The organism is Parerythrobacter jejuensis, from assembly GCF_039536765.1.
Classification (GTDB): Bacteria; Pseudomonadota; Alphaproteobacteria; order Sphingomonadales; family Sphingomonadaceae; genus Parerythrobacter; species Parerythrobacter jejuensis.
In genome coordinates this window covers 530418-557135 of sequence record NZ_BAAAZF010000001.1, presented here as the reverse complement: position 1 = coordinate 557135, position 26718 = coordinate 530418, and the positions used below count along the sequence as shown (strand labels likewise).

Sequence of the window (26718 nt, the reverse complement as noted above, 5' to 3'; positions counted from 1 at the left end):
TGATGGGCGAGGTCTCGCGCGGCGCGCGAGCCCTTGTTGTGTGCCCGGATCTGCGCGGGCAGACCTACGATCTCGATCCGGACGCCCGGCTTGACGAGATATGCGGCCTGGCGCTCGCAATCTCCGTTGTCATTGCCGAAAGTTACGTCCTGCCCGTGCGCGATGTGAAGCCGAACACGCTGTTCGGTGCGGGCCAGGTGGAACGCATGGCCGCAGACTGCGAGCTGCATGAGGCGGAACTGGTCGTCATCGACGGGGCACTGAGCCCGATCCAGCAACGCAACCTCGAAGACCGGCTGAAACGCAAGGTGATTGATCGAACCGGACTGATCCTCGAGATTTTCGGCGAGCGTGCGGCAACGGCGGAGGGGCGCCTGCAGGTGGAACTGGCGCATCTCGATTACCAGCAGAGCCGGCTTGTGCGCAGTTGGACTCACCTTGAGCGGCAACGCGGCGGGTTCGGTTTCCTGGGTGGCCCTGGTGAGACGCAAATCGAGGCGGACAGACGGATGATCCGTCAACGCATGGGGCGCTTGCGTCGCGAGCTTGAGCAGGTCCGCAAGACACGGGGACTGCACCGTGAAAGGCGGGGCAGGGCACCGTGGCCTGTGATCGCGTTGGTAGGCTACACCAACGCCGGAAAATCAACGCTTTTCAACCGCTTGACGGGATCTGACGTCATGGCGGAAGACTTGCTTTTTGCAACGCTGGACCCGACGATGCGCGCCATATCCTTGCCGGGGGTCGAAAAGGCTATTCTGTCCGATACGGTCGGCTTTATCTCTGACCTGCCGACGCAATTGGTGGCCGCCTTCCGCGCTACATTGGAGGAGGTCACCGGAGCAGACTTGATCTTGCATGTCCGCGACATCGCGAACCCCTCCACAGCGGCGCAGAAATCGCAGGTGTTGGATGTCCTCCGAGACCTCGGCGTGATCGAGGGCGAGAACGGGGAAAGCAATATTCCGATTCTGGAGGTCTGGAACAAAGGGGACCTGCTAGGCCCCGAGCGCCAAGCTGAATTGCAGGAAATTGCCGCACATGATGACAGTGTCGCGATGGTGTCGGCCCTGTCTGGGAACGGAGTCGACGCGCTCGAACAGCAGTTGGGTCGCGAACTGACGGCGCTTGCCAAGACAGAGGAGTTTTTCGTCAAAGCGGCAGAGGGGCGCAAGATCGCATGGCTCCACGCTCATGGCGAGGTGCTGGAAGACGAGGACGCAGGTGAAGGACCGGACGGCCCTCTGCGCCGCTTACTGGTGCGGCTCAATCCCAAGGAGCTGGGGCAGTTCGAAACGCTCTAAGCAGACTTCTCGTCAGCCTTTACATCCTGCCACAATTGTTCCTGCTCGGCCAAGGATAGCGAGCGAAATTTCTCGCCAGCTTTGGCCTCCATCCCTTTGAAACGTCTTTCAAACTTGTCGTTGGCTGCTCTCAAAGCGTTTTCGGGCGCGATGCCGTAGGCCCGCACCAGATTGACTGCTGCGAACAGCAGATCTCCAGCTTCTTCCTCGCGCTCTTCCTGGGCAGCTTCAGCCAACTCCTGCATTTCTTCGCGTAGCTTTTCAGCAGGACCATTAGTATCAGGCCAGTCAAAGCCGGTGCGCGCAGCGCGCTTTTGCAGCTTGTCCGCACGCAGCAGGGCAGGGAGGGCGCGCGCCACGCCGTCCATCGCACTCTGCTCCCCCTTTGCCTCTCGCTCCTTCGCTTTAAGTTCCTCCCAGCGACGCTCATCCATTGTGCCTGATCCGTCGCCGAAAATATGCGGATGGCGGGATTCCATCTTGTCAGAGATTGCGCGTGCAACATCATTAAAAGAAAACAGATTTTGTTCTTCTGCCATGCGCGCGTGGAATACGACCTGAAGCAGCAGATCACCCAGTTCCTGACGCAGCTCGTCCATAGCTTCGCGTTCGATTGCATCGGCGACTTCGTAGGCTTCTTCAATCGTGTACGGGGCTATGGTGCTGAAATCTTGCGCCAGATCCCACTCACACCCGCGTTCCGGATCGCGCAGCGTCGCCATTATTGTCAGGAGCCGGTCAAGCTGATTGGTCATATAGGTGCCCGTCATGTTGCGATGCCTCCCGACTGACGCACATCATCCGTGCGGGTCAAGCGCAGGCGCATCCAAATTGTTGAGGAGATGACGATGCCTGAGTTGTTCGATTTATCCGGTAAGGTTGCCGTCGTGACGGGGGCAGGGCGCGGGATCGGGCGTGGCATTGCGCAAACACTGGCAGAAGCCGGGGCCGATGTGGTTTGCGCCGCACGCCGAGAGAACGAAATCGAAGAAACAGCATCGCTGATCAATGCTTCGAACACGGGCGGGCGTGCGATTGCCCAGCGCACCGACGTAACGAGCGAGACGGATATGGAGGCCTTGGCCCAGCGCGCCGTCGATGAATTCGGGCGGCTTGACTACTGGATCAACAATGCCGGCGGCTCTCCGGTTTCCGCGCCGCTGGTCGACCTTGACGAGGAAGAATGGCACCGCACGCTATCGGTCAACTTGACCTCGATCTTCTATGGTGTGCGCGCCGCCGCCAAACATATGGGTGAGGGCAGCGCCATCGTGAACACATCATCCCTTGCGGGCCAGGATCCGTTCCCGGGCAGCGGCCATTACAGCGCCGCCAAGGCCGGTGTGAACATGCTGACCAAGACGCTGGCGCACGAGATGGGGCCGAAGACGCGGGTAAACGCTATTCTGCCAGGGTTCGTGCCGACCGAGACGGTCAAGATCGCGCTGGATATGAAGGATGAGGACTTTCCCGAGCTTGAGAAGCAGCTCAACCTGCCAGCTGGTCGTTTAGGGACTCCCGAAGATATCGGGGCGTTGGCGCTCTTCCTAGTCGCTCCTGCATCGGGCTGGCTGACAGGTCAGTGCATCCGTATCGCGGGCACACCTTAGGCCAGTTCGCGTGCGAGATTTGCCATAAAGCGCGCGCCGCGTTCCAATTGTTCGATCGCGATCCATTCATCAGGCTGATGCGCTTGCTCGATTGAGCCTGGCCCGCAGATGATGGAGGTGAAGCCGGCGCGCTGGAACTGGCCGGCCTCGGCCGCATAGGCCACCTTCGCCTCGGGTCCATTATCGCCGGTCAGCTTGCGAATGAACTGCACGGCGTCCTCGCTCCCGTCAGGCGTCAGGGGAGGGGCATTGCTGAGCTGCTCGAATTGCACACCACACTCTGGGAAACGCGCAACAAGCTCTTGATCTATTCGCGAGCATGTTTCTCTGAACGGAGCTATGATCGCGTCGGGATCTTCTCCCGGTGGGCAGCGCAAGTCGAAAGTGAATCGGGCGTGGCGGGCAAGGATATTGGCCGCCGTTCCGCCTTGCATTACACCAATGGTGAGCGTCGCTTGCGGCGGGTCAAAGCCGTTATTGGCATCGGCCCGCGCTTTCAGTTGCTCGGCCAGTTCCAGCAATTGCGCCATCAGCTGAACTGCTACACCATTGGCCGATACCCCGTGATCAACCAGCGAGCTATGCGCTTCATGACCGGTCACTGTTACCGAATAGACCGAGATTCCCTTGTGCCCGACAATGGGCCGCATGCTCGTGGGTTCACCGATGATAGCCATGCGTGGCTCAGGCAGTTCGGCGCGCATCGCATCGATCATTGACGGCGCGCCAAGGCATCCGACCTCTTCGTCATAACTCAGCGCGAGATGGACCGGCATGGTGCAGCCCTTGAACAGCGGAACATGTGCCAATGCGAGGGCGATGAACCCTTTCATGTCGGCCACGCCGCGACCGACCAACGTGCGATCGGTTTCAACGACCGTCCATGGGTCGCTTGTCCAGGGTTGGCCATCGACTGGCACAACATCGCTATGTCCTGACAGGATGATGCCGCCCGAAACTGCGGGCCCGATTGTTGCATAAAGATTGGCTTTGGAGCCATCATCATTGGCAACGCGCCGTGCCGAAACTCCGCGATCAGCGAGAAAGCTCCCGACCCACGCGATCAGTTCCAGGTTGCTGTTGCGTGATGTTGTGTCGAATGCGATCAATTGATCGAGGATAGGACGATATGGGAGCGCTGCGGGCATGTCGCCTTTCTGGACGTCAAAGCGAGAGAGGGGAAGCCCGCTTCCGCAGCCAATCCTCCTGCTATTAGAATGATAATATATATTATGTTAAATCATGGCGGAGAGCGGATCAGGTCGCTCGTGGCCCTCTCGCTACTGAACGACAGAGATAAACAGTGCGACTGCTGTGAAGATACAGGCCCAGATCAGAACCAGCTTGATCCCGCTCTGCCAGTTCAGGCGATATGATGCCAACGCGCCGACGGCCAGGATTAGCCAACCGACCAAAGCCACAAGCTGTACTGTGTCGAATTCGTTCATGCCGCTACCTCCAAGCCATCATAGCCAACGATGACGTCTTGTGGAACTTCGTCGCACAATGACCGGTAGTCCATGCTCTTATCGAGATGACTCAGCACCATCGTTTTGATGCGAGCATCCTTTTTCAGGTCCAGCGCCATGCCCAGATGTGCATGTGTCGGATGCGGTTCGCGCCGCAAACAGTCGCAGACGAGCACGTCGAGGCCGGTGAAGAGTTCCAGCATATCGTCAGTCACTTCGCTGAAGTCGGTAGCATATCCGATTGTTTTTCCGTCACAATCGAAGACGAATGCCGTGCTTTCGGTGGGTCCGTGAGGCATCTGTAGCCACTCGACGCCGAAGCCGGCATGCATTCTCAAGCGGTCGAGATTGCTGAGCTCTACAATCGTGGGATAGCCGTACTCACCGGCAAAAACGTAGCTGAATCGTTGCCGCAATTTGCGCACCGTCTCGTCGCTGGCAAAGCCGGCAATCGGGCCGCCACGTCCATAGCGCAGCGAGCGTAAATCATCGATGCCATGGCAATGGTCGGCGTGGTCGTGCGTCCAGAATACACCGTCAACGCTGGTGATTCCGTTAGCCAGGAACTGCGCCCGTAAATCTGTCGAAGTATCGACGAGAACCCGTTGACCTGCCTTGCTTTCTATAACGACCGAGACCCTTGATCGGCGGTTGCGTGGTTCATTCGGGTCGCAATCGCCCCAATCCCCGTTCAGCCTTGGAACGCCTGTAGAGGTGCCCGTTCCGAGCATGATGACTTTCATGCTTTTGCCCGGGTGAACAATGCGTGGAAATTGCGGGTCGTATTGGCAGCAAGCTGCTCGATGGTCTCGCCGCGCAAATCGGCCACAAATTCGGCGGTGTTGCGCACAAAGGCGGGCTCGCACGATTTTCCGCGATGCGGGACGGGTGCCAGGAACGGACTATCCGTCTCGACAAGCAGCTTGTCTGCCGGGACTGTCTTGGCAACCTCTTGCAATTCCTTGGCATTCTTGAAGGTCACAATGCCCGATAACGATATGGTCAGTCCCAAATCGAGCACCTTGCGCCCGAATTCGGCTGATGCCGTAAAGCAGTGGATCAATGCCGGGAAAGCACCCTTCTCCATCTCTTCGGCAAGAATTTGCGCTGTGTCATCTTCGGCATCTCGGGTGTGAATGATGATCGGCAGGCCGGTTTCGCGCGCAACGCCGATATGCATGCGGAAGAGCGCCTTTTGCACCTCGCGATCCGACTTGTCGTAGTAATAGTCGAGCCCGGTCTCGCCGATGGCGATGACTTTGTCCTGCCGGGTAGCTTCCAGCAGGATTTCCCGGCCCAGATCTTCGTGCGCATCAGCCTCGTGGGGATGGATTCCCACACTTGCCCATACGTCCGGTTCCCGCTGCGCCGTGGCGACCACATCGCCCCATTCGCTTTCGCGGGTGGAAATGTTGAGGAAGCCCTGCACGCCGGCGGCCCTCGCCCGTTCCAGCACGGCCTGCTGGTCTTCGACCAGGCCCTTATATTGCAAGTGGCAATGGCTATCGATCAGCATCAGTCGCTGCTTTCCTCCGGCAGTTCCAAGCGCGGAAAGGCAGGCATTGGCTTCTCGACGACGTGGCCCTTCGCCACGAGCGCATCGAACCAGCCCCTGTCTGGCAAGTCGGCATACAGACGTTCGCCAGCGGGGATGCCGAGCATATCCAGTACCGCAGCTGCCTTGGTCGGTGTGACAGGCTGGATTGCCAGCGCGAGGTCACGAATTGCGAGGTAAAGCGTCTGGAGAACGGCCTTCATACGCTCAGGATCGGTTTTCTTGAGGCCCCAAGGTGCCTGGTCATCGACGTATTGGTTGCAGGCATAGACAGCTTTCATCCACTCATCGATGCCGATCGAGAAAGCGAGCTTCTCGAATTCGCGTGGCAGCCCCTCGTGACAGGCCGACCGCACGGTTGCGAGCAACGCCTCGTCAGCTTCAGTGGTTTCGAACGCTTCTAATCTGCCGTCCATGTTCTTGTGGATCATGGAGAGCGTACGCTGCGCCAGATTGCCGAAGCTATTGGCCAATTCCGCATTGGTGCGGGTCACAATTGCCTCGGGCGAATAGCTGCCATCCTGCCCGAATGCGACTTCGCGCATCAGGAAATAGCGCAGCGTATCGACCCCGAAGCTCTCCGCCAGCTCCATCGGGTCAGTCACATTGCCGAGCGATTTTGATTCCTTCTGGCCCCGGTTCAGCAGGAAGCCATGGCCAAAGACTTGCTTGGGCAGTGCGATGCCGGCGCTCATCAGAAAAGCTGGCCAGTAAATCGTATGAAAGCGGACGATATCCTTACCGATCAGATGCAGGCTCGCGGGCCAGAATTTGCGCCACATCTCTGTATCATCAGGATAGCCAAGGCCGGTGATGTAATTGGTGAGTGCGTCGACCCAGACATACATCACATGCCCATCGCTATCCGGCACCTTAACGCCCCAGTCGAAACTGGTGCGGCTGACAGAGAGATCGCGCAGCCCGCTTTCGACGAAGGCGATCATTTCATTGCGGCGGCTTTCTGGCTCCAGGAAACCGGGCGACTTGAGCAATTCAAGCAGGGGCTCCTGATATTTCGACAAGCGAAAGAACCAGCTTTCTTCAACTGTCCATTCAACCGGCGTGCCTTGGGGAGAGAGCTTTTCCTCGCCCTCACCTGCGGTCAGTTCGCTCTCGTCATAATAGGCTTCGTCGCGAACCGAGTACCAGCCTTCGTAGCGATCGAGATAGAGATCACCCTTGGCCTCCATCGCTTTCCAGATTGCCTGGCTCGCAACATGGTGATCGGCGTCGACCGTCCGGATGAAACGGTCATAGGACACGTCCAGCCCGTCGCACATTGCCTGAAAGTATCCCGACATCTCGTCGGCCAGTTCGCGCGGCGTCTTGCCTTGCTCTTCGGCCTTGCGGGCCATCTTCAGCCCGTGTTCGTCAGTGCCGGTCTGGAATCGAACATCACGCCCCTGAAGGCGCTGAAAGCGGGCGATTACATCCGCCGCAATCGCTTCATAGGCGTGGCCGATATGCGGGCGACCATTGGGGTAGCTGATCGCGGTGGTGATATAATATGGTTCAGACATTGGCGCGCTCCCTATGCGGCGCAGCCGAGGCTAGCAAGCTGCCTATTTCCATCGCGAGAAATCCAGGGTCGAAATTGTAGGTCGGCGCCTGGCCAGCCAGCGCCGCCATGTCGGCATGGGCATCGGCCAATTTGTCGATTTGGGCGATCGGAGTGGTCTCCATCTGCTCGGCAAGGATCGCGCGCGCAAGGTCGAAAATGGCCTGGATGCGTTCGCGTGTCGGACGGGCACCAATAGCCCCGGCAAGCTGCCCTCTGAGCGCGAAATCGGCATCCCCCTCACCCAGAATTTGCCGCATCAATGCGGCCAAGGGAGCCAGTTCCTGTTCGATGAAAGCCAATGCCGCGCCAGGAGAGCCTCCTGCAGCGGCGATTGCTGCAAGCCTGCTGTCATTTGCGGATTCCGGTGCGTGTTGTGCGAGGTAGCGGCTGATTTCCTCTGAGTCGAGCGTCGGAAACCGGACGATGCGGCAACGCGACCTGATGGTCGGCAGCAATCTGGCCGGACGATGGGTGACGAGCAGGAAGAAGGTCCCGACCGGTGGTTCTTCCAGGCTCTTGAGCAGCGCATTGGACGCACCTTTCTCCAGGTCGTCGGCCGGATCGATAATGATCGCGCGCTTGCTGCCCAATGTCGGGCGAGTTGTCAGCCGGCGCTGCATCGCGCGGATTTGGTCGACCGAAATGTTGCGCTTACGCTCGAACGGCTTACCGTCTGCCCGCTTGCGTTCCTCTTTGTCATCCTTGGGTGCGCGCGAGAGAACGATAATGTCGGGGTGATCGCCTTCTGGCTGGTCGACGCCGTCTTCGGCAACCAGTTTACGCGCAGCGGCCAAGGCTAAGTCGTGCTTTCCCAACCCGGATCGTCCGGCCAGGATCCAGCCGTGATGCATACGTGGTCCGGCCAGGGCCGTATCCCATTCGCGCCAGGCATTCTCATGACCCGGCAGCATCAGTCTGTGCCTTTCTCTGTCAAAGTGTCGATGGCAGACAGAATCCGCTGGTGAACTTGCTCTGCCGATCCGTTGCCGTCGATCTGCACAAAACCGGCCGGATCACGCTCGGCCAAATGCCGGAATGATCGTGCCACCGAGGCGTGATAGTCTGCACTGCGTCCGCCAATCGCGTCGGATTCGCCTCCGTCGCGTGCGGTCAATCGCGACGCCACTGTTTCGGGGACTACCTCGATCAGCACAGTCAGATCCGGACGCAGCCCCTCGCTGCCAACAGAATGGAGCGCAACGATGGCGTCATCACCCAACGCGCCCGCCCCGCCCTGATACGCGCGACTGGAATCCACGAAGCGATCGCAGATCACCCAGGCACCACGCTTGAGCGCGGGACGAATGAGTTTTTCAACATGATCGGAGCGCGCAGCGGCGAAAAGCAGGGCTTCGGCACGCGGGCCCCACCCTTCCCCCGGAGGTTGGAGCAAAAGCTGGCGAATGGCCTCCGCACCTTCGGTGCCGCCAGGTTCGCGCGTTACAACAGCTTCAAGGCCGCGTTGGCGAAGAGCTTCGCCCAGCAGTCTGGCCTGGGTCGACTTGCCCGTCCCTTCTCCTCCCTCCAGCGCAATGAAGCGTCCCGCGCTCATGGCAACAACCGCCCAAAGGCATTGCCGATGCGGTCAAGAAATCCGGCCTGCGGAACATCCTGCGCAGCGACCAGGGGGACAGAGCTGGACGCCATGCCTTCGACCGAGATTTCCAGCCGGGCCACGGTCTCTCCGGCGGCTATGGGTGCTTGCAAGGGCCCGTCATAGGTAATGGCGAGCGACAATGAGGCCTGCTCTCCCTTCGGAACTGCGAACAATATCGGCGCAGAAGCGAGCACGGGCACCGTGCTCGACGAACCGTCCTGGACGCGCACAGACCCCACGCGGGCACCACCGGCAAAGAGCTGGGTGCTGTCGAAAGCGGAGAAACCCCATTCGACAAGCGCGCGCGCGGCGGCATCGCGCTCCGGTTCCTCTCCGGCCCCGGCCAGAACCATCATCAGGCGGCGATCACCCCTCTTGGCAGTCCCGAGAAAGCCGAAACCTGCCTGATTGGTAAAGCCGGTCTTGATACCGTCGGCACCCTCGACAATTCCCGAGATCGGATCGTGATTGTCTTGCGCATATCCATTTGTGCGCAGCCCGCGATGCCCGAAATACCGGGCAAACCGATCCGGATGCCGCAATACAAGGGCTTGGCCCAGCGTCACCAGATCGCGCGCAGTGGTAAATGTCCGCCCGGCGTCAGGCCAGCCATTGGGAGTTCCGAAAAAGGAGTTTTGCAGATTGAGACTACGCGCATTCGCGTTCATGCGTGCAACCCATTCCGGCACCGACCCGAGGGCTCCTTCTGCCAGAACAATCGAGCCGTCATTCGCCGACACTGTGGTGATCGCCATCAGCAGATCTGAAACACTGACTTCTTGCCCTGCCTCCAGAAACATTGTCGAGCCCGTGCGATACCATTCTTCCGCAGCAGCTTCGTTGAAAGTGAAGACCTGATCGGGTGTAAGAACGCCCTCTTCCATCAGTTCAAAGGCGGTAAAAGCCGTCATCACCTTGGTGATCGAGGCAGGCACGAACCTGCGGTTCTCCTCGCGGGCGAACAGCGTTTGCCCACTCGACATGTCAACCAGCAGCACAATCGGGATGTCTTGTGCAGGCGGCCCTTGCTGCGGCAGGTTCTGGCCCTGAGCGCCAACAGGCGCTGCGAGCAGTGCCACCGCCGCACAAGCGGCCAATATCGCTGTCGAAACTCTCACCCTTGCTCCTGCCTGCCGGCAGGAGAACCGGCAAGACTACCCTGCTGAAAAGACGCGTGCGTCGCTATAACCGGCAGCACGCACCTTGGCGAGCGCTGCTTCGGCCTGTCCACGGGTTGCATAGGGGCCGGTTCGGACGCGGTAATAGCGACCCGAGGAGGTCACGAAACCGTCGATCTTGCTCGCGAGGTTCTCCGCCCTGGCTTTGTTCGACAGGGCTGCTGCCTGGACGACAAATCTGCCGTCTGCGGTAGCGCGCACTGGCGCAGGCCGAGCTGGCGCTCTAGCCACGGCCGGCTCAGGCCTTGCCACCGGTGCTGCGGGCCTGGCAGCAGCGGTGCGTACGCCAGGCATGGAATAGCTGGTCGCTTCCGGAGCGCGGGCAACAACGACTGGCGGTTTGCTGACCGGTGGCTTGGGGCGCGATACGGGCGGCACAGGCGCGGCGGCGCGAGCACCTGTGTTCATCGGCGGAAGCGGATAGGCCCCATTGACCTTGCGAGCCGCAGGAAAGGTGCGATCAAAGCTCTTCTCCACCGATGCCGGCGTTCTGGCCGCCACAGCAGGAAGTTCAGGTGCCCGGGCAGCGGTGGAAGGCGCGACACGGGTTGACGGAAGCGCCGCCGTACGTGCGATCTGGCTCGCTTTGGGATCCGCCAGGCTCGCAGAACCCATGGCTGGAAGTTTCTTCTTCAGCACAGCAAGGAGCGACGACGGCGTTTCCAGTCGTTGTGGCCCTGCGCGCCCTGCCCGCAGTTCGGCGCGTTCGAACTCAGGGGGATTAACCCGGCGGACGCGAACGGGGGTTCCGTCACGTACGCCCAGCTGCGCTTGCGCGCCCGGCGAAAGAGAAACCAGACGCGACGCTGTCATCGGGCCGCGACGTTCAACACGGGCCAGGACTGTCTTGCCCGAATCAAGTGACGTTATTTCGACATAGCTCGGGACTGGCAGAGTCTTGTGCGCCACACTGATTTTGGTGCCGCCATCGCTGTCAGCGGCGGCATAGCCAACCGCATCGTAGCTCAGCGTGTCTGCTGGTGTGAACAGCTGGCCATCGACGGAGAAAGGTTCGCCAAGGATCTGCGGATAGTCCGCTTCCGGGCCGTTTACCGCGGTCAACCGGTCTATCGAATCGGTGCTGGCCAGATCACGCGCGTCGCCGCCGCCACCGCCCACACAGGCGGAAAGAACGGCACTCAGGCCAAGGGCAAGGCCAACCTTGCGAACATCACTGGGCAATCTCATCTGCTAGTAACCCCACACTCATCGCGTAGTAATTCGAGCAGTTATATTCGAGGATAACTCGATAATTTGAGGTTAAGAGCCACGCAGAAGTGCCCGGCCCGTCCGGTTGGAACAGCGAAACCAGCACATCATCGGCCAGGAAACGCTGGGGTTGAACGCCCAATTCGCGCCATTCGCGCACGGTTTTCCATTCGCTGTGCCGCTCATGCACGCGCGAGCAGACGGGCGCCTTCAGCTTGGTTTTGTAGGCATCGACGTTGAATCCGCTGGGAATACGGGCGCGAACACCCCATGGCTGGCCACTACGCCATCCCGAATCCTGGAAATAGCGCGCGATCGAGGCGAGCGTGTCGGCACGATTGTTGAAAATGTCGGCACGCCCATCGCCATCACCATCCGTCGCCAGCCTCAGATAGACGCTCGGCAGAAATTGCGGATTGCCGAAGGCACCGGCCCAGCTACCCACCAGTTCCGAGCGCGAGTAACCTTTGTCGGCCACTTTGAGCAGGGCCAGGAATTCGCCTTCGAACAGGTCACGCCTGCGTCCTTCCCAAGCCAATGTGGCAAGCGAGCGGGACAGGTCGAAATTGCCCTTGATTGTGCCGTAATTGGTTTCATGCCCCCAGATCGCCATCAGGATCTCTGCCGGAACGCCGTAGTCGCGCGAAATCCGGGCGTGCAGCCCACGAGTGGCGCGATACATCTCTTGCCCTCGCCGGATCCGGATCGGGTTCACATGGGTATTGAGATAGGGGCGCATGGCAGGATAGCCGGTTCGCGTTGGCCGGCCGGGTTGCCCGCGATCAAGACTGATCACGCGCTGGTTCGGCGTCAGCCCCTCGGTCATTCGACGGATTGTACCCTCGCTTACGCCCTGGGCCCTTGCCTTGGCGATCAGCAGTTGGACATAGGCGTCGAAGGGCATGTCCTGCGCGATGGCAGGCGCGGTGGGCGTGGCAAGTGCGAGCGCGGCAATTGCAAGTGCGAAGCGTTTCATGATCATCCCGGCTTTCTGTCACCGCGAAGATGAAACGCCAATGACCGGCGCAGGTTTATCGACGAACAGAATGCTGCGCGTGGCAGAACGAGTCGCCGCTACGCCGTGATGGCGTGAACGCGCAACGCTTCGTAGTCTTCGCGGCATGCATCGGCGACCTTCTGGTATTGCTCGCTTAGTACAGGAAGTGGCCCGGGCGGGCTGCCGAAGCCGGTCGATGCGTTCACCTTATCGTACCAATGCGATTGCCAGATTCCGTCTTGCGGATGTGGCCCCTTGGCCCAGCCCAGCATCGCGCTATCCCACGCAATTCCAAGTGCTTCGCACAGACGCCCCAGTATTGTTGCGGGGTCAGCGAGGATCGCGGCGCTGTCGACGACCGGAGGTGCGGCTCCGTCGCGATCGCAAATCTGTTCAAAATAGCGGCGTTGACGGACTGTGCCGAGGTGGTCTGCATTGATGGCTGTTCGCTTGTTCGCATAGCTGGCCGCGACGCGCACCGGATCGCGGATCAGAAACGCGTGGCGCATGTCTGGCAGGTCGAGAATGTCGATCGGCCCTTCCATATGGTGGGGCATATGCTTCTGGTACCAGACAGGGCTGGCCTCAGGGGCTGTGCCTCCCAGTGTTCGCGCGACGCTGTGCCAGTCACAATCCATGTCATCGATAATGGCTTGCGCCATCGGCTGCGGATCACCGGTTTCCTTCAGATAGGCACCGTAGAATGGCTCATCGCTGACGAATGTGTCGGATCGGCTCGAGAAGCTTCGCATCATGGCCGTGCTCAGATTGCGCGGCCCGCTCCACATGGCAATGCGGATCGTCATGCAACATCGCGCTCCACCAGAGCCTTGTACAGGCCCTGTAGGCGCTCGACCATTGGCCCCCTGCCCTCGGTCAGGAACCGGCCATCTACCTCTGTCACCGGGACGACTCCGGCAAAGGTGCCGGTCACGAATGCCTCGTCAGCACCATAGACATCGGTGAGCGAGAAGTTCTTTTCGAATACCGGGATGCCTTCTTCCTTGCACACCTGGATCACGTTCGAGCGGGTGATCCCACCGAGGCAATAGTCGCCGCTCGAGGTCCACACCTCTCCCTTGCGTACGATGAAGAAATGGGTCGAATTGCAAGTCGCAACAAACCCATGCGGGTCGAGCATCAGTGCCTCGTCGGCCCCGGCCTGTGTCGCCTGGATGCAGGCCGTAATGCAATTCAGTTTGGAATGTGAATTAAGCTTCTGGTCCTGCACCGCAGGATCGCCGCGCCGGACATGGACGGTGAATAGCCGAATGCCCGTTTCGATGGTCGCGGGCAAAGGCGCCTTGTATTCCGGAATAATGACGATGGTGGCCGGGGAAATCACCACCCGCGGATCCTGATACGGGGTCGAGCGGATACCTCGCGTCACCATCAGGCGGATATGGACCCCTTCGGCATCACGCATTCCATTCGCGTCGATGGTGGCATCCAGACGCGCAGTCAGCTCGTCGCGGGTAAGCCCGGCATCCATTGCGATCGCCTTGGCACCCTCGAACAGCCGGTCGAGGTGTGCGTTCAGAAAGGCGATGCGCCCCTTGTGGACCCGCAAACCCTCCCAAACCCCGTCTCCCAGCATAAATCCACTGTCGAATACCGAGATCGTCGCTTCGGGACGCGGGATAAGATCACCATTGATATTGATGAGGACGTTTTCGTTACGCGGGTCGGGCGCGAAATCATGTGTACCTTGGGCCATGAGGCTTTCTAAGGCGATGATTGCTAGTGACAATAGCCAAGCTGCAAGCTAGCGAGCGTTGCGCTGCGGACAGGTGGCAGAGCGGTTGAATGCACTGGTCTTGAAAACCAGCAAGGGTGCAAGCCCTTCGTGGGTTCGAATCCCACCCTGTCCGCCAGCCTTGCCGAAGCCGCTATTTCCCGCGCTTGATGATTGCGTCCATCATGTCACGCAGCTTGGGATCCCACTCGGTACGCATTTCACGGACTTTGGCGACGAGTTCCTCGTTCTCCCAAGCCGGGACGTCGATCTTGTAGACATCGGCGACCTGGATCATCGAGCTCCGGTCCATTTCTTCGAACGCATCAGCCATCGCCTGAGCGGCCTGGCGGTCTTGCCCGAGGGCCTCGAATGCAGAACGCCCCATGCGGACTGCGCCATCATAGGTCTCGCGGATGATATCGCGGCAGCCGAGCGCCCAAAGTTTGAAAACATGGTCACGATCGATAGCGCGCGCGGTGACATGTACGTGCGGATAATTCTGGATGACATAGGCCACCAGCTTGTCGATCTGGTCCTTCTCGTCGAGCGCGACAACCAGCAGCTTGGCGTTGGCTATGCCGGCGCTCATCAGCAAATCCGCCCGTGTTGCATCCCCGAAATAGGCCTTGGTTCCGAACTTCTCCATATTGGCGATATGGCGAGAATCGTAGTCGATGACGGTCGCGGAGTAGCCCGCCCCGTTGAGCATCCGATCGACGATACCGCCCACCCGGCCACGTCCGGCGATGATAATGTCGTTCGATTCCTCGATGGCATCCGCCTCACGCTCTTCCGTCTTGGTGAACATCGGTGCGATCAGCTTGTCGTAAAGAATGAACAGCAGGGGCGTGACCAACATGGAGAAGGCAACGACCAGCAGCAGCAAGTCAGCCTGGGCCTGGGGCAAGACGGCGTTGCCCAAGGCAAAAGCGATCAGCACGAAGCCGAATTCGCCCGCTTGCGCGAGGCTGAGGGTGAAGAGCCAGCGATCCTGACCGCTAAGATGGAATGCCTTACCGATGCCGAACAACACCAGCATCTTGCTGGCGAGCAGAACAGCCGTCCAGAAGATCACACTGCCGAATTGTTCGAAGGCCAACGCAAAGTTGATGCCCGCACCGACAGTGATGAAGAACAGGCCGAGCAACAGGCTTTTGAAGGGATTGATGTCGGCCTCAAGTTCATGACGGTACTCGCTATTGGCCAGCACGACTCCGGCGACGAAAGCACCCAGTGCCGGCGAAAGACCGACCAGTACCATCAGCAAGGCGATACCGATGACGAACAGCAAGGCTGTCGCGGTAAACATCTCGCGCAGCTTCGCGGCTGCGATGAAGCGAAAGACAGGGCGCGTCAGATAGGTACCGATCAGCACTACCAATCCGACCGAGCCAAGCGTGATCAGACCTGCCAACCACGCCGGAAGGCCGTCCACAATACTCATCCCGCCATGGCCGTGGGCGCCGGCCTCTTCTCCTCCTGAAACTCCGGCTAACTCCGGAAGGGCAAGCAAAGGCAGCAGAGCCAGCATGGGGATGACAGCGACATCCTGCACCAGCAGGACCGAGAACGCCGACTCGCCGCCTTGGGTCTTGAGAAGGTTCTTCTCCTCCAAAGTCTGCAAGACGATCGCGGTCGAGGAAAGCGCGAGGATCATGCCTGTCGCGAGAGCAGTTTGCCAGACACTCCCGGAAGCGAGGGAAATACCTGCGATGATCAGTGTGGTGAGGATAACCTGGCCGCCGCCTAACCCCATCAGGCGGTTGCGCATTTCCCACAGTCGCTTTGGCTCCAGTTCCAGACCGATGATGAACAGCATCATCACCACCCCGAATTCGGCGAACTGTTGCAGCTGCTCGACATTTACGCCCAGCAAGCCAAGCAGCGGGCTGAGCGCCATCCCCGCCAGCAAGTAGCCCAAGACTGTGCCAAGGCCGAAACGGATCGCCAGAGGCACCGCCACCACCCCTGCGACAAGCAGGATGAACGCAAGAAGTAGGAAATTACCCATTGGCCCGTTGCCCCTTTTGCGGCGTACCTAGTCGACCAGTTTGCCGCCCTTCACCACCGCATCCACATCGGCCAGTTCGGCAGGATCGGCAAGGGGATCGCCATCGACTGCGATAATATCGGCCCATGCACCCACCTTGATTGTGCCGACTTCACCAGATTGCCCGAGGGCCTCCGCTGCATTGATCGTCGCAGCCTGGATCGCTTCGAGCGGGCTCATGCCCAGCCGGACCATCACCGCAAACTGGCCGCCGACCGTCTCATGAGGCATCACGCCTGCATCGCTGCCAAATACCAATTTTACCCCGGCGCGGTGGGCCTTGGTGAAATTGTCGCGCTGGGCCTTGGAAACGAGCCGCTCCTTGGCAAGGTTTTCCTCCAGCACACCATTCGCCTCGCCTTGGCTGAGCGTATAATCGGTGTTGAAGATATCCATCGACAGGTACGTGCCGCGTTCTTTTGCCAGCCGGATGCCTTCGTCATCGATGAAACTGGCATGCTCGATCGTATCGAAGCCTGCGCGAATAGCCGCTTTGATGCCTGCTGCGCCATGGGCGTGGGCGGCCGCCTTCAAGCCCCAGAAATGTGCTTCATTGGCAATTGCTGTCAGCTCTTCGAGGGTAAGCTGCTGGATACCCGGAGCCGTATTGCGGCTGAACACACCACCTGTGGCGCACGCCTTGATCACTTCAGCGCCATATTTGCGCTGTTCGCGCACGCGCTTGCGCAGCTCATCGGGGCTGTCGCCGACTGCGGGGCTCGTCTGGTTGAAACTGGGCGGCAGAAACGTGCTGTCGCAATGGCCTCCGGTTGCGCCGAGCGAATTACCGGCACCGACTATCCGCGGGCCCGGTACCCACCCCTCTTCGATTGCCTGGTCCAGGCCGACCACATTGTAGTCGCTGGCCCCGACATTGCGGACCGTAGTGAAACCCGCATCGAGCATCTTCTTGGCGTTGGCGACGCCGATCACGGTCCAGAACCGGTCGGTAAACTGCAGACCGGAATAGCCGCCATATTCAGGCCTACCATCCAGATGGACATGCATATCGATCAGGCCAGGAAGGATCGTGTGCCCCGATAAGTCGACCACTGCGGCACCTTCGGGCGCCGTACCCGTCGTGATGGCTGTTACCCTGCCATCTTCAACCGCGATGACCGGGTCTGCGATATAGCGCCCTGTCTCGACCTCCAGCATCCGGTCGGCCACGACATAAGTCGTTTCAGCCTGTGCTGCCGCGAATGGAGCGGTCAGTGCCGCAAGGCCGAGAATAGCACGTTTCATCATGGCAGATACTCCAGGAAAATTGGGAAGGCGGGCAATCACATATGTAGCGTGCGCCCGTACGCGCCCAGCACGCTTTCATGCATCATTTCGGAGAGCGTGGGATGCGGGAAGACGGTCTGCATCAGTTCGGCCTCGGTCGTCTCCAGCTGCTTGCCGACGGTATAGCCCTGGATCAGCTCGGTCACCTCTGCACCAATCATGTGTGCCCCCAGCAATTCGCCGGTCTTGGCATCAAAAATGGTCTTGATGAACCCCTCGGCCTCGCCCAGCGCAATCGCCTTGCCATTGCCGATGAAAGGGAAGTTGCCGACTTTGAGATCATAGCCGGCTTCCTTGGCTTTTGCCTCGGTCATGCCGACGCTGGCGATTTGCGGGTGGCAATAGGTGCAGCCCGGGATGTTATTCCGATCGAGCGCATGGGGGTGGACTTCTTTGTTGCCCAATTCCTGCGCAATCGCCTCGGCTGCGGTGACCCCCTCGTGGCTCGCCTTGTGCGCTAGCCATGGCCCCGGGGTGCAATCACCGATCGCCCACAGGCCCTTGGACTTGGTGCGGCCATATGGATCGATCTGGATAAAGCCGCGATCCATCTCGGCCAGCTTCTCAATCCCGATATTCTCAGTGTTGGGCACAATACCGATGGCGGAGATCACATGGCTGAACTCGGTTTCGCTGACCTTGCCATCCTTGCCCTTGATCTTCGCCTTCACGCCATTCGCGCCGACTTTTAGATCCTCGACCCCAGCCCCGGTCATGATCGTCATGCCTTGTTTGGTGAGCGATTTTTCAAGGAAAGCAGAGACTTCCGCATCTTCCACCGGCACCACGCGGTCGAGCATTTCGACTACGGTCACATCGGCGCCCATATCATTGTAGAAGCTGGCGAATTCGATCCCGATAGCGCCGCTGCCGATAACGAGCAGCTTTTTGGGCATTTCCGGTGGAGTCATCGCCGTGCGATAGGTCCAGATGCGCTTGCCGTCAGCAGGAGCAAACGGCAGGTCGCGGGCCCGTGCACCGGTTGCCACGATCACATGCTTGGCGGTGAGCTTTTCTTCGCCCTTGTCGCCTTTCACAGTCAGCGAGGTCGGGCCGGTCAGCGTGCCCTCCCCCATATGCACCGTGATCTTGTTCTTCTTCATCAGGTGGGTGACGCCCTGGTTGAGCTGCTTGGCCACGCCGCGGCTACGCTTCACCACTGCTTCCAGATCAGCCTCGATCTTCTGCGCTTTCAGGCCGTAATCGCCGGCGTTTTGCATATAGTGGAATATCTCGGCCGAACGCAGCAGGGCCTTGGTCGGGATGCAGCCCCAATTGAGGCAGATACCGCCCAGATTCTCGCGCTCCACAATGGCGGTTGTCAAACCGAGCTGCGCACAGCGGATGGCAGAGACATATCCGCCAGGGCCGGAGCCGAGAACGATCACGTCATAGGAGGTGTCAGCCATTGTCATTTTCCTTGGGGAGAGGCTTGGCCGCGACGGCGCGCGGCGTGTTGTTGTCGTCAAGAACGACGAATTTGAAAGTGCCCTGCGCGACTTTGGTGGTCGCTTCGCCGTTGCGCTCGCGGGCGATAGCCTCGGCACTGATAGTAAGTGACGTGGTGCCGGTGGCCGCAATGTCGCAATAGACCGAAAGCTCGTCACCCACTGCCATGGCACCGGGAAACGCAAAGTCGGTGGCCGAAACTACCACTGCCTTCCCTTGACCTACGCGGGACGCAAGCGAACCCGCTCCGAGTGCCATCTGCGCCATCAACCAGCCTCCGAAGACCCCGCCATAAGGGTTTGTGTCGGCAGGCATGGCAGTGGCGCGGATTGTAAGTTCGCCACGGGTCACAAGCCTAAACCACCAGCCCCATCGGGTTCTCACACAGCTGCTTGAAGGCTTCCATCAATTGTGCGCCGTCCGCGCCGTCGATCGCGCGGTGGTCGAAGCTGCCGCTGGCGCTCATCACGGTGGCGACTTGCAGCGCACCATCCACCACATGCGGACGTTGCTCGCCTGCGCCGACAGCCAAGATCATCCCCTGGGGCGGGTTGATGACCGCGTCGAACTGCTTGATCCCGAACATGCCGAGATTGGACAGGCTGGCCGTGCCGCCCTGATATTCGTGCGGCTGCAACTTACCGTCGCGGGCCTTCCCGGCGAGTTCCTTCATCTGGGTACTGATTTGGCCGAGGCCCTTGGTATCCGCTTCGGTGATGATGGGCGTGATAAGGCCACTCGGCGCGGCAACGGCCACGGAGACATCGGCGCGGGTGTATTTGTGCAGCGTGTCGCCCTGGAAGCTGACATTGCATTGCGGCACGCGGATGAGCGCACGCGCCAGTGCCTTGATCAGCAAATCGTTCACCGAAAGCTTGATCCCGTCTGCCTCCAGCGAAGCGTTCAGCTGCTTGCGCAGCGCCAGCAACGGATCGAGATTGATGTCCATCGTCAGGTAATAATGCGGGACGGTCTGCTTGCTCTCCGTCAGGCGGCGCGCGATGACTTTGCGCACATTGGAGAGTTTTTCTTCCTCGTATGGCGCGCCGAATTCCGGCGCGGTGGCAGGGGCGGATGGAGCCGTTGCGGTCGCCGCCGCCTTTGCTGGAGCGGCAGCGCCAGGCGTCGCGTTTTCGACATCGGCTTTCACGATCCGTCCATTCGGGCCGCTGCCTGAAACCGTCGCCAGGTCCACGCCCTTTTGTTCTGCAATCCGCTTTGCAAGAGGCGATGCAATGATTCGATCGCTTGATGTCGTTGCGGCGGGTGACGGTGCCGGGGCAGGTTCGGGCGACGCAGCAGGTGCCGACGCGGTGGCGCCGCCTGCCGCTTCTTCGACATCGCCTTTAGTGATCCGACCATTGGGGCCAGTGCCCGCAATGCTGGCCAGATCCACGCCGGTTTCGGCCGCCAGCTTCTTGGCCGAGGGTGTCGCAGCAATACCATCGGGCGACGGTGCCGGTGCAGAGGATGGCGCGGGTTGCGGAACCGGTGCTTGCGCTGGCTCCGCGCTGGCGTTCTTGGCGGCGTCGAGGTCTTCGCCCTCTTCCGCCAGCACGGCGATCACTTCGCCGACCTTCACATTCTCGCTGCCCTCTTCGATCAGGATCTGGGCCACTGTGCCCTCGTCCACAGCTTCGAATTCCATGGTTGCCTTATCGGTCTCGATCTCGGCCATGATGTCGCCGGAATTGACCGTATCCCCGACCTTGACCAGCCATTTGGCAAGCGTCCCTTCCTCCATCGTGGGCGAAAGTGCGGGCATCTTGATCTGTGTCGGCATGGGCTGCTCTTGTCATCCTTCGCTGGGGAGGCCTTGTTTCCGCTACGCTTTGGCCAATTTGGGCGCTTGCGGCAAGGTTCTTGGCCCAATCTTGCCGCGAACTTGATATGCATACGATTTCAGCGGATACCGCACATACGATCGGACAGGTGATCGGGGGCAACGGGAAACAACTGCATGCGCGTCTATCTGGTGATCATGGACGAGACGGAAGAGGCCCGCAAAGCGTTGCGGTTCGCCTCGCGCAGGGCCGCCGCGACAGGGGGATCGGTGCATATCCTGGCGCTGGTGCAGCCGCAGAACTTCAACGCATTTGGCGGAGTGCAGGCCACGATCGAACAGGAAGCGCACGACCGGGCAGAGGCGATCGCCACCAGCGCAGCCGGAAATCTGTTCAGCGAAAGCGGCAAGATGCCGACCATCGCTGTACGCGTTGGCGAAGGCCAGGCCGTGATCAAGGCATACCTCACCGACCACAAAGAGGTCGCTGCCCTGGTGCTCGCCGCAGCCGAGAGCAATCCCGGGCCGCTAGTCGCTCATTTCAGCGCCAATGCAGGCAACCTGCCCTGCCCGCTCTATGTCATCCCCGGCACCTTTACTACCGAGGATATTGACCGGCTGACGTAATCTATTTCCGGCGCTTTCCCTGATGGCGGATATTGCCCGGGCGGCCGCGTTTTCCTTTGAGAAATTTGCCTTTTCCCGGTCGCTTGCGATCCGGCTGCCGGTTGCCGCGTGGTTCGATCGGGTTGCCATCGGCGTCCAGCGGTTCGAACTTGAGCGCGCCGGTGAGCGCATTGGATTCCGCCAGTTTCAGCTTAAGCCGTTGCCCGGATTCGTATCGGGTACCGCTTTCCTCACCCACAAGCGCCTGTGCCGCCTCGTCATAGCGGAAATGCTCCCGACCAAGGGTTGAGACCGGCACTAGCCCGTCGCCGCCGAATTCGAGGATCGTGGCGAAGAAGCCGAAGCTCTGAACCCCGGTGATGCGCGTTTCGAAGGTCTTGCCGACATGTTCTGACAGCCACGCGGCGACATAGCGGTCAATCGTGTCCCGCTCCGCCTCCATGGCACGGCGCTCGGTGGTGCTGATAGCATCCGTGATTTGCTGGAGATTGTCCCGATCCCGCTCGGAAAGGCCTGAATACTCGGGCAAATCCTGTTTGGGCTTTGGCTGTTCCAGCTTGAAACTGTCCACCAGGGCCCGATGGACCAGCAAGTCCGCATAGCGCCGGATCGGCGATGTAAAATGGGCATAGGACCCCAAGGCCAGACCGAAATGCCCAGCATTGTTCGGCCCGTAATAGGCTTGCATCTGGCTGCGCAGCACCGCCTCCATCAACAATGCGCGCTCAGCTTCATCGGATACGTCTTTGAGAAACCTGTTAAAAAGCGTCGGTGTGACAACTTGCCCCAGAGCCAGCTTCTTGCCCTGCGTGCCCAGATAGTCCCGCAAGGCAATAAGCTTTTCCCGACTCGGCGGCTCATGGATCCGGTAAACAACCGGAGAGGCTTTTGATTCCAGCGCCTTGGCCGCTGCGACATTGGCGGCGATCATGAAATCCTCGACCACGCGGTGGGCATCGAGCCGTTCGCGCACGGCGATATCTGCGATCTTGCCCTGGTCATCGAGAACTACGCGGCGCTCCGGCAGCTCAAGCTCCAAGGGATCGCGGCCAGCACGTGCTGCGGCCAACACTTTCCAGCAGGCCCACAGGTCAGTCAGTTCCTTTGAAGCGGACCCAGCATCGATAGCGGCCTGGGCGTCTTCATAGGCGATATTGTGGGTCAGGCGTACAATGGCGCGCGTGAAACGCCATGACGTCACTTTCCCCTCGGCAGAAATGTTCAAATGGCATGCCATCGCCGCGCGATCTTCGCCCTGCTTCAGCGAGCAGACATTTGCGCTGAGGACTTCGGGTAGCATGGGAACAACACGGTCAGGAAAATAGACCGAATTGCCGCGTTTGCGCGCCTCGCGGTCCAACGCGCCACCGGGCCGGACGAAGAAGCTGACATCGGCGATTGCGACAATTGCGCGAAATCCGCCATTTCCATCGGGCTCAGCCCAGATAGCGTCGTCATGATCGCGTGCATCGGCGGGGTCGATTGCGAGGATCGGGACGTCGCGAAGGTCTTCGCGCTTATCGGCACTCAGCGGCAACTTGGCGGCGAGCTCCGCCTCGGCAAGCGTTTCCTCCGGAAAGACATCCGGGATCCCATGCTTGGCAATCGCGATCAGGCTGAAACTTTTTGGCGCCAGGGGATCGCCCAGCACTTCGACCACCTTTGCGCCGGCACGGGCAGATCTGCCAGCCGGTTCGGCCAGCACCAACTGACCTTCTTCGGCGTTACCCAGATCGGTGATGTGGGTGGAATTGCGGATCCGTTTGTCGACGGGCGCTAGCCATGGTTTGCCTGCGCCATCGAACTCGACAACGCCCATCAAGCCTTCACTGCGCGCGGGCAATTTCTTCATCGGATGAGCACGCCAGCCGTGCTCGGTTTCTTCTGTACGGGCCAGCACGCGATCGCCGCGTTTCAGAGCCGGCATGGCTCTGCTGCCCCCACGCCCTCGCTTTCCTTCGATCAAGGTCAGGCGTGGCGGCTTCTCAGGCGCATCGGGCGACCAATTCTCGGGAATGCCGATCGGCTCGCCATCGTCAATTTCGACCACCTTCAGGACTGTCACTTTCGGCACACCGCCCATCCGGTGATAGGCCGCACGTTTGCCGTCGATCAGCCCCTCTTCGGCCATATCCTTGAGGCGTTTCTTGAGAGCGATCTTCTCCTGGCCTTTGAGCCCAAAGGCCTTGGCAATCTCACGCTTGCCGGCAGGTGTTTCGCTGGATTGAATGAATTCTAGGATTTTCTCGCGGGAAGGTAGCCCATGGGGCCTTGGCTTCCCGCGTTTCTTGTTCTGTTTATCTGTCATGTGTCCCTCATATGGGGACCCGACTAGTTCGTGTCATCACCTTCCTTGGCCACCGGCTCAAATGCGCCCGCCGGGACCGCACTAGCTACCGGGCTGCATGTGTCTGCTGCACAGGCGCTGACGCCGAAGAACCAGTCATCCCCGCGGATACCCTCGAGTTCCATTTTGAACAGGTCCTCGCCCGCTGCATCCGCCGGCAGATCACCATCGATCCTGGCGATCGGCTTGGACGACCAATAGGGTTCGTCAGTCCGTCGGCGGTACAAGTGGTAGGAATCCGCTCCCGCGACCGGTGCCCATTCGAGTTCGGTAAAGGTGCGCACGGCAGCCCGTGCAATCGGAGCTGGTGGCAGCGGGGTGCGGGCAAGCCGGTCAAGTGCGCGCACGTTCAATTGCGTGACACGGGCCAGATAGGCGAAGTCCATCTCGTCGGTGGTGTCGCCATAGGTCACGCCGTCTTCAACCCGCAGGTCCTGATGCTGGTGCTCGTAGTCTTCCACCGCCACGGTGATGCGGACTGCCGGATAACCCGCTTCGAGGAACGGGATCTGGTCACCGCCCCGCCCCATCCGGTCGACGCGCCAGATCTGGCGGACATTGATGCCGTCGCTTGTTTCATCGGCCAGCAGGTCCAGCCAGCGGGACAAATTGCGCCCGGGGCTGTCATTCTCGCCTCCCGACCGACGCTGAGCAGCACGGATAACGTCGGTCAAATCTGCTCGTGGGCCTTCGGAGAAAACGCGGACATTGTCTGCATCGCAATACCCGTCCGAACCGCAGCTGTTACCGACGACATCATTGTTGAGCACCGCCTTGACAGTAAAGCCCTGCTCGGTGACCCAATCGGCCATCAGGCGCCCGCCATACAGCCCCTGTTCCTCGCCCGAGAGCAAGGCATAGATGATCGTAGTAGGATACTGTTTTCGCGAAAGAACCCTGGCCGCCTCTATCACCAGAGCGGTGCCCGAAGCATCGTCATTTGCACCGGGCGCATCGCTCTTCCAATCAAGCGGATCGGTGACACGGCTGTCGATATGGCCCTGGACGATGATGACCTCATTCGGTCGTTCACTGCCACGCTGGATCGCAACTGCATTTCGCAGCCGTGTCGGCACAGGAATACGACGCCCTTGGACCGTTGTTTCCGGCAGCATGACTTCGAGACAGTCGTTACAATCTTTTGAAATTCTTCGAAATTCGTCCGCACCCCAGTCTACCGCTGCGCCAATGCCCCGGGTCGGGTTGTCTTGTTCCGAAAGCGTATGCCGGGTTCCGAAAGAAACGAGCTTCTCGACATCGGCTTCAAGCCTTTCGGCCGACACGTTGCTTGCTGGGTGATCCTGGGCAACCAACGGGCTGGCAAGGAGGGCGGCGACGAGGACAAGTTTGCGCATGCCCCCTTTCACCCGCTGGAACGCGCAGCGTCAATACGCCTTGGCGACGTAAATCCGTTCCACCGCTGGTTCGCCAGTAAAGATACAAGTGCCGTCAGCGTCAGGGCGATCCATCGGGACGTTGCGCACTGTCAGCTTCAATTCCTTGAGCTGTTCGACGACTTTCTCCAGCGCAGGCCCGGTCGGTTTTGACCATTGGACTTCGACCCAGCCCGGTGCCTTCTGCCCCTCGGCATAATAGGCACGCAGCCCGTCCATCGTGTCGATATCCCGCACAATGTTCGCATCGCGCCGCGCGGCTGCTTCGTCGAAGATCGCCTGCTGAATTTCGCCGAGCATTGCCGGGATCGTTTCGCCTGCTTCGTCGCGCGAGGGCGTCTGGAAGTTGGCCTTGCCACTTTCCATGTTCCACAGCTGGTCACGGCGGATCAGGCTGACCACGCCGTTGTCCATGTCGCGTCCGCCAACTTCGATGATGATTGGCGCACCTTTGCGGACCCAGTCCCACCGTTTGGCCGCTGCTTTGCCCGGTTTCTTGTCGAGCAAGACCCGGACCGGTTCGCCCAGCGTCTGCTGCCCGGCAAGTTTCGCACGCAGCACCTCGCAATACTCGAGCAAAGCGTCGTCTTCGGGTTTGTCGCGCAACATCGGCAGGATTACGACCTGATAGGGGGCGATGCGTGGCGGCACGCGCAGTCCGTCATCATCGCCATGGGTCATAATGACACCGCCGATCATACGGGTGGAAACGCCCCAGCTCGTCGTGTGGCAGAACTTTTCACCGCCTTCACGATCCTGGAATTTGATCCCCGCCGCCTCGGAGAAATTGGTGCCGAGATAATGGCTGGTGCCGGCCTGCAAGGCCTTGCCATCCTGCATCATCGCTTCGATCGACCATGTTTCTACGGCGCCCGGGAAGCGTTCGTTCTCCGGCTTTTCGCCCGCAATGACTGGCAAAGCGAGGTCTTCCTCGGCGCAAGCGCGATACACTTCTAGCATTGTAAGCGTGTGCTCTTTGGCCTCGGCATCCGTGGCGTGGGCCGTATGCCCTTCCTGCCACAGGAACTCGCTCGTGCGAAGGAACATCCGTGTGCGCATTTCCCACCGCACCACATTTGCCCACTGGTTGGTCAGCAAGGGCAGATCGCGCCAGCTCTGGATCCAGCGTGCCATCGCGTCGCCGAAGATCGTTTCGGATGTCGGCCGCACAATCAGCGGCTCCTCCAGCTTGGCTTCAGGATCAGGCTTCAGGCCGCCCTCCCCATCGGCAATCAGCCGGTGATGGGTAACGACTGCCATTTCCTTGGCGAAACCGTCGACATGGTCTGCTTCGCGTTCGAAGTTCGAAAGCGGGATGAAGATCGGGAAATAGACATTCTCGTGACCCGCTGCTTTGATTCGATCATCGAGCAGGCGCTGGATCCGCTCCCAGATGCCATAGCCCCATGGCTTGATCACCATGCAACCACGGACACCGGATTCCTCGGCCAATTCAGCTTCGGAAATCACAGTCTGGTACCATTGCGCGAAATCGTCCTCGCGCTTGATGTTGAGGGCGTGGCGGATGTTCGACACGGGCTTGGATCCTGTCTTGTCTAAGGG

24 protein-coding genes and 1 tRNA gene are annotated in these 26718 nt (G+C 60.1%); 4 read left to right on the top strand and 21 right to left on the bottom strand.

The window, feature by feature from the left end; translation table 11 throughout:
• Nucleotides 1-2 precede the first annotated feature (2 nt).
• Nucleotides 3-1304 carry a GTPase HflX gene (gene hflX / locus ABD653_RS02670; protein WP_160779730.1) on the top strand — a complete coding sequence of 434 codons (1302 nt, stop codon included), beginning with the start codon at nucleotides 3-5 and terminating at the stop codon, nucleotides 1302-1304.
• On the opposite strand, the gene mazG is transcribed toward hflX, so the two are convergent.
• Nucleotides 1301-2074: a nucleoside triphosphate pyrophosphohydrolase gene (mazG, locus tag ABD653_RS02665; protein WP_234032193.1), complete on the bottom strand. Its 774-nt coding sequence runs from the start codon at nucleotides 2072-2074 to the stop codon at nucleotides 1301-1303. The two genes, hflX and mazG, sit on opposite strands and share 4 nt — an antisense overlap.
• A gap of 78 nt (nucleotides 2075-2152) precedes the next feature.
• Between mazG and ABD653_RS02660 the strand changes: the two genes are divergently transcribed.
• A complete protein-coding gene (locus ABD653_RS02660; protein ID WP_199801134.1) occupies nucleotides 2153-2914 on the top strand; it encodes an SDR family NAD(P)-dependent oxidoreductase in 762 nt (253 codons plus the stop codon).
• Here the strand turns inward: ABD653_RS02660 and argE are convergent.
• The 12 genes from argE to ABD653_RS02600 form a co-directional block, all read right to left on the bottom strand.
• The gene (argE, locus tag ABD653_RS02655; RefSeq protein ID WP_160779728.1) at nucleotides 2911-4062 is read right to left on the bottom strand and encodes an acetylornithine deacetylase; all 1152 of its coding nucleotides are present in this window, start codon (nucleotides 4060-4062) and stop codon (nucleotides 2911-2913) included. The two genes, ABD653_RS02660 and argE, sit on opposite strands and share 4 nt — an antisense overlap.
• A 132-nt stretch (nucleotides 4063-4194) precedes the next feature.
• Nucleotides 4195-4362, bottom strand: a complete 168-nt coding sequence (locus ABD653_RS02650; RefSeq protein WP_199801133.1) for a hypothetical protein — start codon at nucleotides 4360-4362, stop codon at nucleotides 4195-4197.
• A complete protein-coding gene (locus ABD653_RS02645; protein WP_160779727.1) occupies nucleotides 4359-5126 on the bottom strand; it encodes an MBL fold metallo-hydrolase in 768 nt (255 codons plus the stop codon). Before ABD653_RS02645 ends, ABD653_RS02650 begins: the two co-directional genes overlap by 4 nt.
• Entirely contained in the window at nucleotides 5123-5899 is a 777-nt protein-coding gene (locus ABD653_RS02640) for a TatD family hydrolase (RefSeq protein ID WP_160779726.1), read from the bottom strand. Before ABD653_RS02640 ends, ABD653_RS02645 begins: the two co-directional genes overlap by 4 nt.
• Nucleotides 5899-7458 (bottom strand): methionine--tRNA ligase, encoded by a 1560-nt coding sequence (gene metG, locus ABD653_RS02635; protein ID WP_160779725.1) that lies wholly within the window; start codon nucleotides 7456-7458, stop codon nucleotides 5899-5901. Before metG ends, ABD653_RS02640 begins: the two co-directional genes overlap by 1 nt.
• A complete protein-coding gene (locus ABD653_RS02630; RefSeq protein ID WP_160779724.1) occupies nucleotides 7451-8410 on the bottom strand; it encodes a DNA polymerase III subunit delta' in 960 nt (319 codons plus the stop codon). Before ABD653_RS02630 ends, metG begins: the two co-directional genes overlap by 8 nt.
• Complete coding sequence (gene tmk / locus ABD653_RS02625; protein WP_160779723.1) at nucleotides 8410-9051, bottom strand: dTMP kinase; 642 nt, start codon at nucleotides 9049-9051, stop codon at nucleotides 8410-8412. The genes ABD653_RS02630 and tmk overlap by 1 nt, the downstream gene beginning before the upstream one ends.
• Nucleotides 9048-10214 (bottom strand): D-alanyl-D-alanine carboxypeptidase family protein, encoded by a 1167-nt coding sequence (locus tag ABD653_RS02620; RefSeq protein WP_325065402.1) that lies wholly within the window; start codon nucleotides 10212-10214, stop codon nucleotides 9048-9050. The genes tmk and ABD653_RS02620 overlap by 4 nt, the downstream gene beginning before the upstream one ends.
• Nucleotides 10215-10250: 36 nt before the next feature.
• Nucleotides 10251-11462 (bottom strand): SPOR domain-containing protein, encoded by a 1212-nt coding sequence (locus ABD653_RS02615; protein WP_160779722.1) that lies wholly within the window; start codon nucleotides 11460-11462, stop codon nucleotides 10251-10253.
• Nucleotides 11446-12465: a lytic murein transglycosylase gene (locus ABD653_RS02610; RefSeq protein WP_160779721.1), complete on the bottom strand. Its 1020-nt coding sequence runs from the start codon at nucleotides 12463-12465 to the stop codon at nucleotides 11446-11448. Before ABD653_RS02610 ends, ABD653_RS02615 begins: the two co-directional genes overlap by 17 nt.
• Before the next feature lie 92 nt (nucleotides 12466-12557).
• Nucleotides 12558-13286 (bottom strand): sulfotransferase-like domain-containing protein, encoded by a 729-nt coding sequence (locus tag ABD653_RS02605; RefSeq protein ID WP_160779720.1) that lies wholly within the window; start codon nucleotides 13284-13286, stop codon nucleotides 12558-12560.
• Complete coding sequence (locus ABD653_RS02600) at nucleotides 13283-14197, bottom strand: aminotransferase class IV (RefSeq protein ID WP_160779719.1); 915 nt, start codon at nucleotides 14195-14197, stop codon at nucleotides 13283-13285. Before ABD653_RS02600 ends, ABD653_RS02605 begins: the two co-directional genes overlap by 4 nt.
• 67 nt (nucleotides 14198-14264) lie before the next feature.
• On the opposite strand from ABD653_RS02600, the gene ABD653_RS02595 reads away from it, so the two are divergent.
• A tRNA-Ser gene (locus ABD653_RS02595) sits at nucleotides 14265-14354 on the top strand.
• Nucleotides 14355-14369: 15 nt separating this feature from the next.
• Here ABD653_RS02595 and ABD653_RS02590 read toward each other — a convergent pair.
• The 5 genes from ABD653_RS02590 to ABD653_RS02570 are packed head-to-tail and all read right to left on the bottom strand — an operon-like array spanning nucleotide 14370 to nucleotide 20787.
• The gene (locus ABD653_RS02590; RefSeq protein ID WP_160779718.1) at nucleotides 14370-16229 is read right to left on the bottom strand and encodes a cation:proton antiporter domain-containing protein; all 1860 of its coding nucleotides are present in this window, start codon (nucleotides 16227-16229) and stop codon (nucleotides 14370-14372) included.
• A 27-nt stretch (nucleotides 16230-16256) separates the two neighbouring features.
• Nucleotides 16257-17516 carry a Xaa-Pro dipeptidase gene (locus ABD653_RS02585; protein WP_160779717.1) on the bottom strand — a complete coding sequence of 420 codons (1260 nt, stop codon included), beginning with the start codon at nucleotides 17514-17516 and terminating at the stop codon, nucleotides 16257-16259.
• Nucleotides 17517-17551: 35 nt separating this feature from the next.
• Entirely contained in the window at nucleotides 17552-18964 is a 1413-nt protein-coding gene (gene lpdA / locus ABD653_RS02580) for a dihydrolipoyl dehydrogenase (RefSeq protein ID WP_160779716.1), read from the bottom strand.
• Nucleotides 18957-19319, bottom strand: a complete 363-nt coding sequence (locus ABD653_RS02575) for an acyl-CoA thioesterase (RefSeq protein ID WP_160779715.1) — start codon at nucleotides 19317-19319, stop codon at nucleotides 18957-18959. Before ABD653_RS02575 ends, lpdA begins: the two co-directional genes overlap by 8 nt.
• Nucleotides 19320-19359: 40 nt before the next feature.
• Complete coding sequence (locus ABD653_RS02570; RefSeq protein WP_160779714.1) at nucleotides 19360-20787, bottom strand: 2-oxo acid dehydrogenase subunit E2; 1428 nt, start codon at nucleotides 20785-20787, stop codon at nucleotides 19360-19362.
• 177 nt (nucleotides 20788-20964) lie between these two features.
• Between ABD653_RS02570 and ABD653_RS02565 the strand changes: the two genes are divergently transcribed.
• The gene (locus tag ABD653_RS02565) at nucleotides 20965-21414 is read left to right on the top strand and encodes a universal stress protein (RefSeq protein ID WP_160779713.1); all 450 of its coding nucleotides are present in this window, start codon (nucleotides 20965-20967) and stop codon (nucleotides 21412-21414) included.
• A 1-nt stretch (nucleotide 21415) separates the two neighbouring features.
• Here ABD653_RS02565 and rnr read toward each other — a convergent pair whose 3' ends face one another.
• The 3 genes from rnr to proS are packed head-to-tail and all read right to left on the bottom strand — an operon-like array spanning nucleotide 21416 to nucleotide 26691.
• Nucleotides 21416-23722, bottom strand: a complete 2307-nt coding sequence (rnr, locus tag ABD653_RS02560; protein ID WP_160779712.1) for a ribonuclease R — start codon at nucleotides 23720-23722, stop codon at nucleotides 21416-21418.
• Between the two features lie 23 nt (nucleotides 23723-23745).
• Nucleotides 23746-25116: a M20/M25/M40 family metallo-hydrolase gene (locus ABD653_RS02555; RefSeq protein WP_160779711.1), complete on the bottom strand. Its 1371-nt coding sequence runs from the start codon at nucleotides 25114-25116 to the stop codon at nucleotides 23746-23748.
• A gap of 30 nt (nucleotides 25117-25146) precedes the next feature.
• Nucleotides 25147-26691: a proline--tRNA ligase gene (proS, locus tag ABD653_RS02550; RefSeq protein WP_160779710.1), complete on the bottom strand. Its 1545-nt coding sequence runs from the start codon at nucleotides 26689-26691 to the stop codon at nucleotides 25147-25149.
• Nucleotides 26692-26718 lie beyond the last annotated feature (27 nt).

Coding starts and splice junctions, on each gene's coding strand:
- ABD653_RS02610 (WP_160779721.1), bottom strand. CDS start 12,465: ATGATCATGAAACGCTTCGCACTTGCAATTGCCGCGCTCGCACTTGCC.
- argE (WP_160779728.1), bottom strand. CDS start 4,062: ATGCCCGCAGCGCTCCCATATCGTCCTATCCTCGATCAATTGATCGCA.
- ABD653_RS02585 (WP_160779717.1), bottom strand. CDS start 17,516: ATGATGAAACGTGCTATTCTCGGCCTTGCGGCACTGACCGCTCCATTC.
- ABD653_RS02615 (WP_160779722.1), bottom strand. CDS start 11,462: ATGAGATTGCCCAGTGATGTTCGCAAGGTTGGCCTTGCCCTTGGCCTG.
- rnr (WP_160779712.1), bottom strand. CDS start 23,722: ATGACAGATAAACAGAACAAGAAACGCGGGAAGCCAAGGCCCCATGGG.
- ABD653_RS02555 (WP_160779711.1), bottom strand. CDS start 25,116: ATGCGCAAACTTGTCCTCGTCGCCGCCCTCCTTGCCAGCCCGTTGGTT.
- tmk (WP_160779723.1), bottom strand. CDS start 9,051: ATGAGCGCGGGACGCTTCATTGCGCTGGAGGGAGGAGAAGGGACGGGC.
- ABD653_RS02630 (WP_160779724.1), bottom strand. CDS start 8,410: ATGCTGCCGGGTCATGAGAATGCCTGGCGCGAATGGGATACGGCCCTG.
- ABD653_RS02660 (WP_199801134.1), top strand. CDS start 2,153: ATGCCTGAGTTGTTCGATTTATCCGGTAAGGTTGCCGTCGTGACGGGG.
- mazG (WP_234032193.1), bottom strand. CDS start 2,074: ATGACGGGCACCTATATGACCAATCAGCTTGACCGGCTCCTGACAATA.
- lpdA (WP_160779716.1), bottom strand. CDS start 18,964: ATGGCTGACACCTCCTATGACGTGATCGTTCTCGGCTCCGGCCCTGGC.
- ABD653_RS02645 (WP_160779727.1), bottom strand. CDS start 5,126: ATGAAAGTCATCATGCTCGGAACGGGCACCTCTACAGGCGTTCCAAGG.
- ABD653_RS02605 (WP_160779720.1), bottom strand. CDS start 13,286: ATGACGATCCGCATTGCCATGTGGAGCGGGCCGCGCAATCTGAGCACG.
- ABD653_RS02575 (WP_160779715.1), bottom strand. CDS start 19,319: ATGCCTGCCGACACAAACCCTTATGGCGGGGTCTTCGGAGGCTGGTTG.
- ABD653_RS02565 (WP_160779713.1), top strand. CDS start 20,965: ATGCGCGTCTATCTGGTGATCATGGACGAGACGGAAGAGGCCCGCAAA.
- hflX (WP_160779730.1), top strand. CDS start 3: ATGGGCGAGGTCTCGCGCGGCGCGCGAGCCCTTGTTGTGTGCCCGGAT.
- ABD653_RS02570 (WP_160779714.1), bottom strand. CDS start 20,787: ATGCCGACACAGATCAAGATGCCCGCACTTTCGCCCACGATGGAGGAA.
- ABD653_RS02590 (WP_160779718.1), bottom strand. CDS start 16,229: ATGGGTAATTTCCTACTTCTTGCGTTCATCCTGCTTGTCGCAGGGGTG.
- ABD653_RS02650 (WP_199801133.1), bottom strand. CDS start 4,362: ATGAACGAATTCGACACAGTACAGCTTGTGGCTTTGGTCGGTTGGCTA.
- metG (WP_160779725.1), bottom strand. CDS start 7,458: ATGTCTGAACCATATTATATCACCACCGCGATCAGCTACCCCAATGGT.
- ABD653_RS02640 (WP_160779726.1), bottom strand. CDS start 5,899: ATGCTGATCGATAGCCATTGCCACTTGCAATATAAGGGCCTGGTCGAA.
- ABD653_RS02600 (WP_160779719.1), bottom strand. CDS start 14,197: ATGGCCCAAGGTACACATGATTTCGCGCCCGACCCGCGTAACGAAAAC.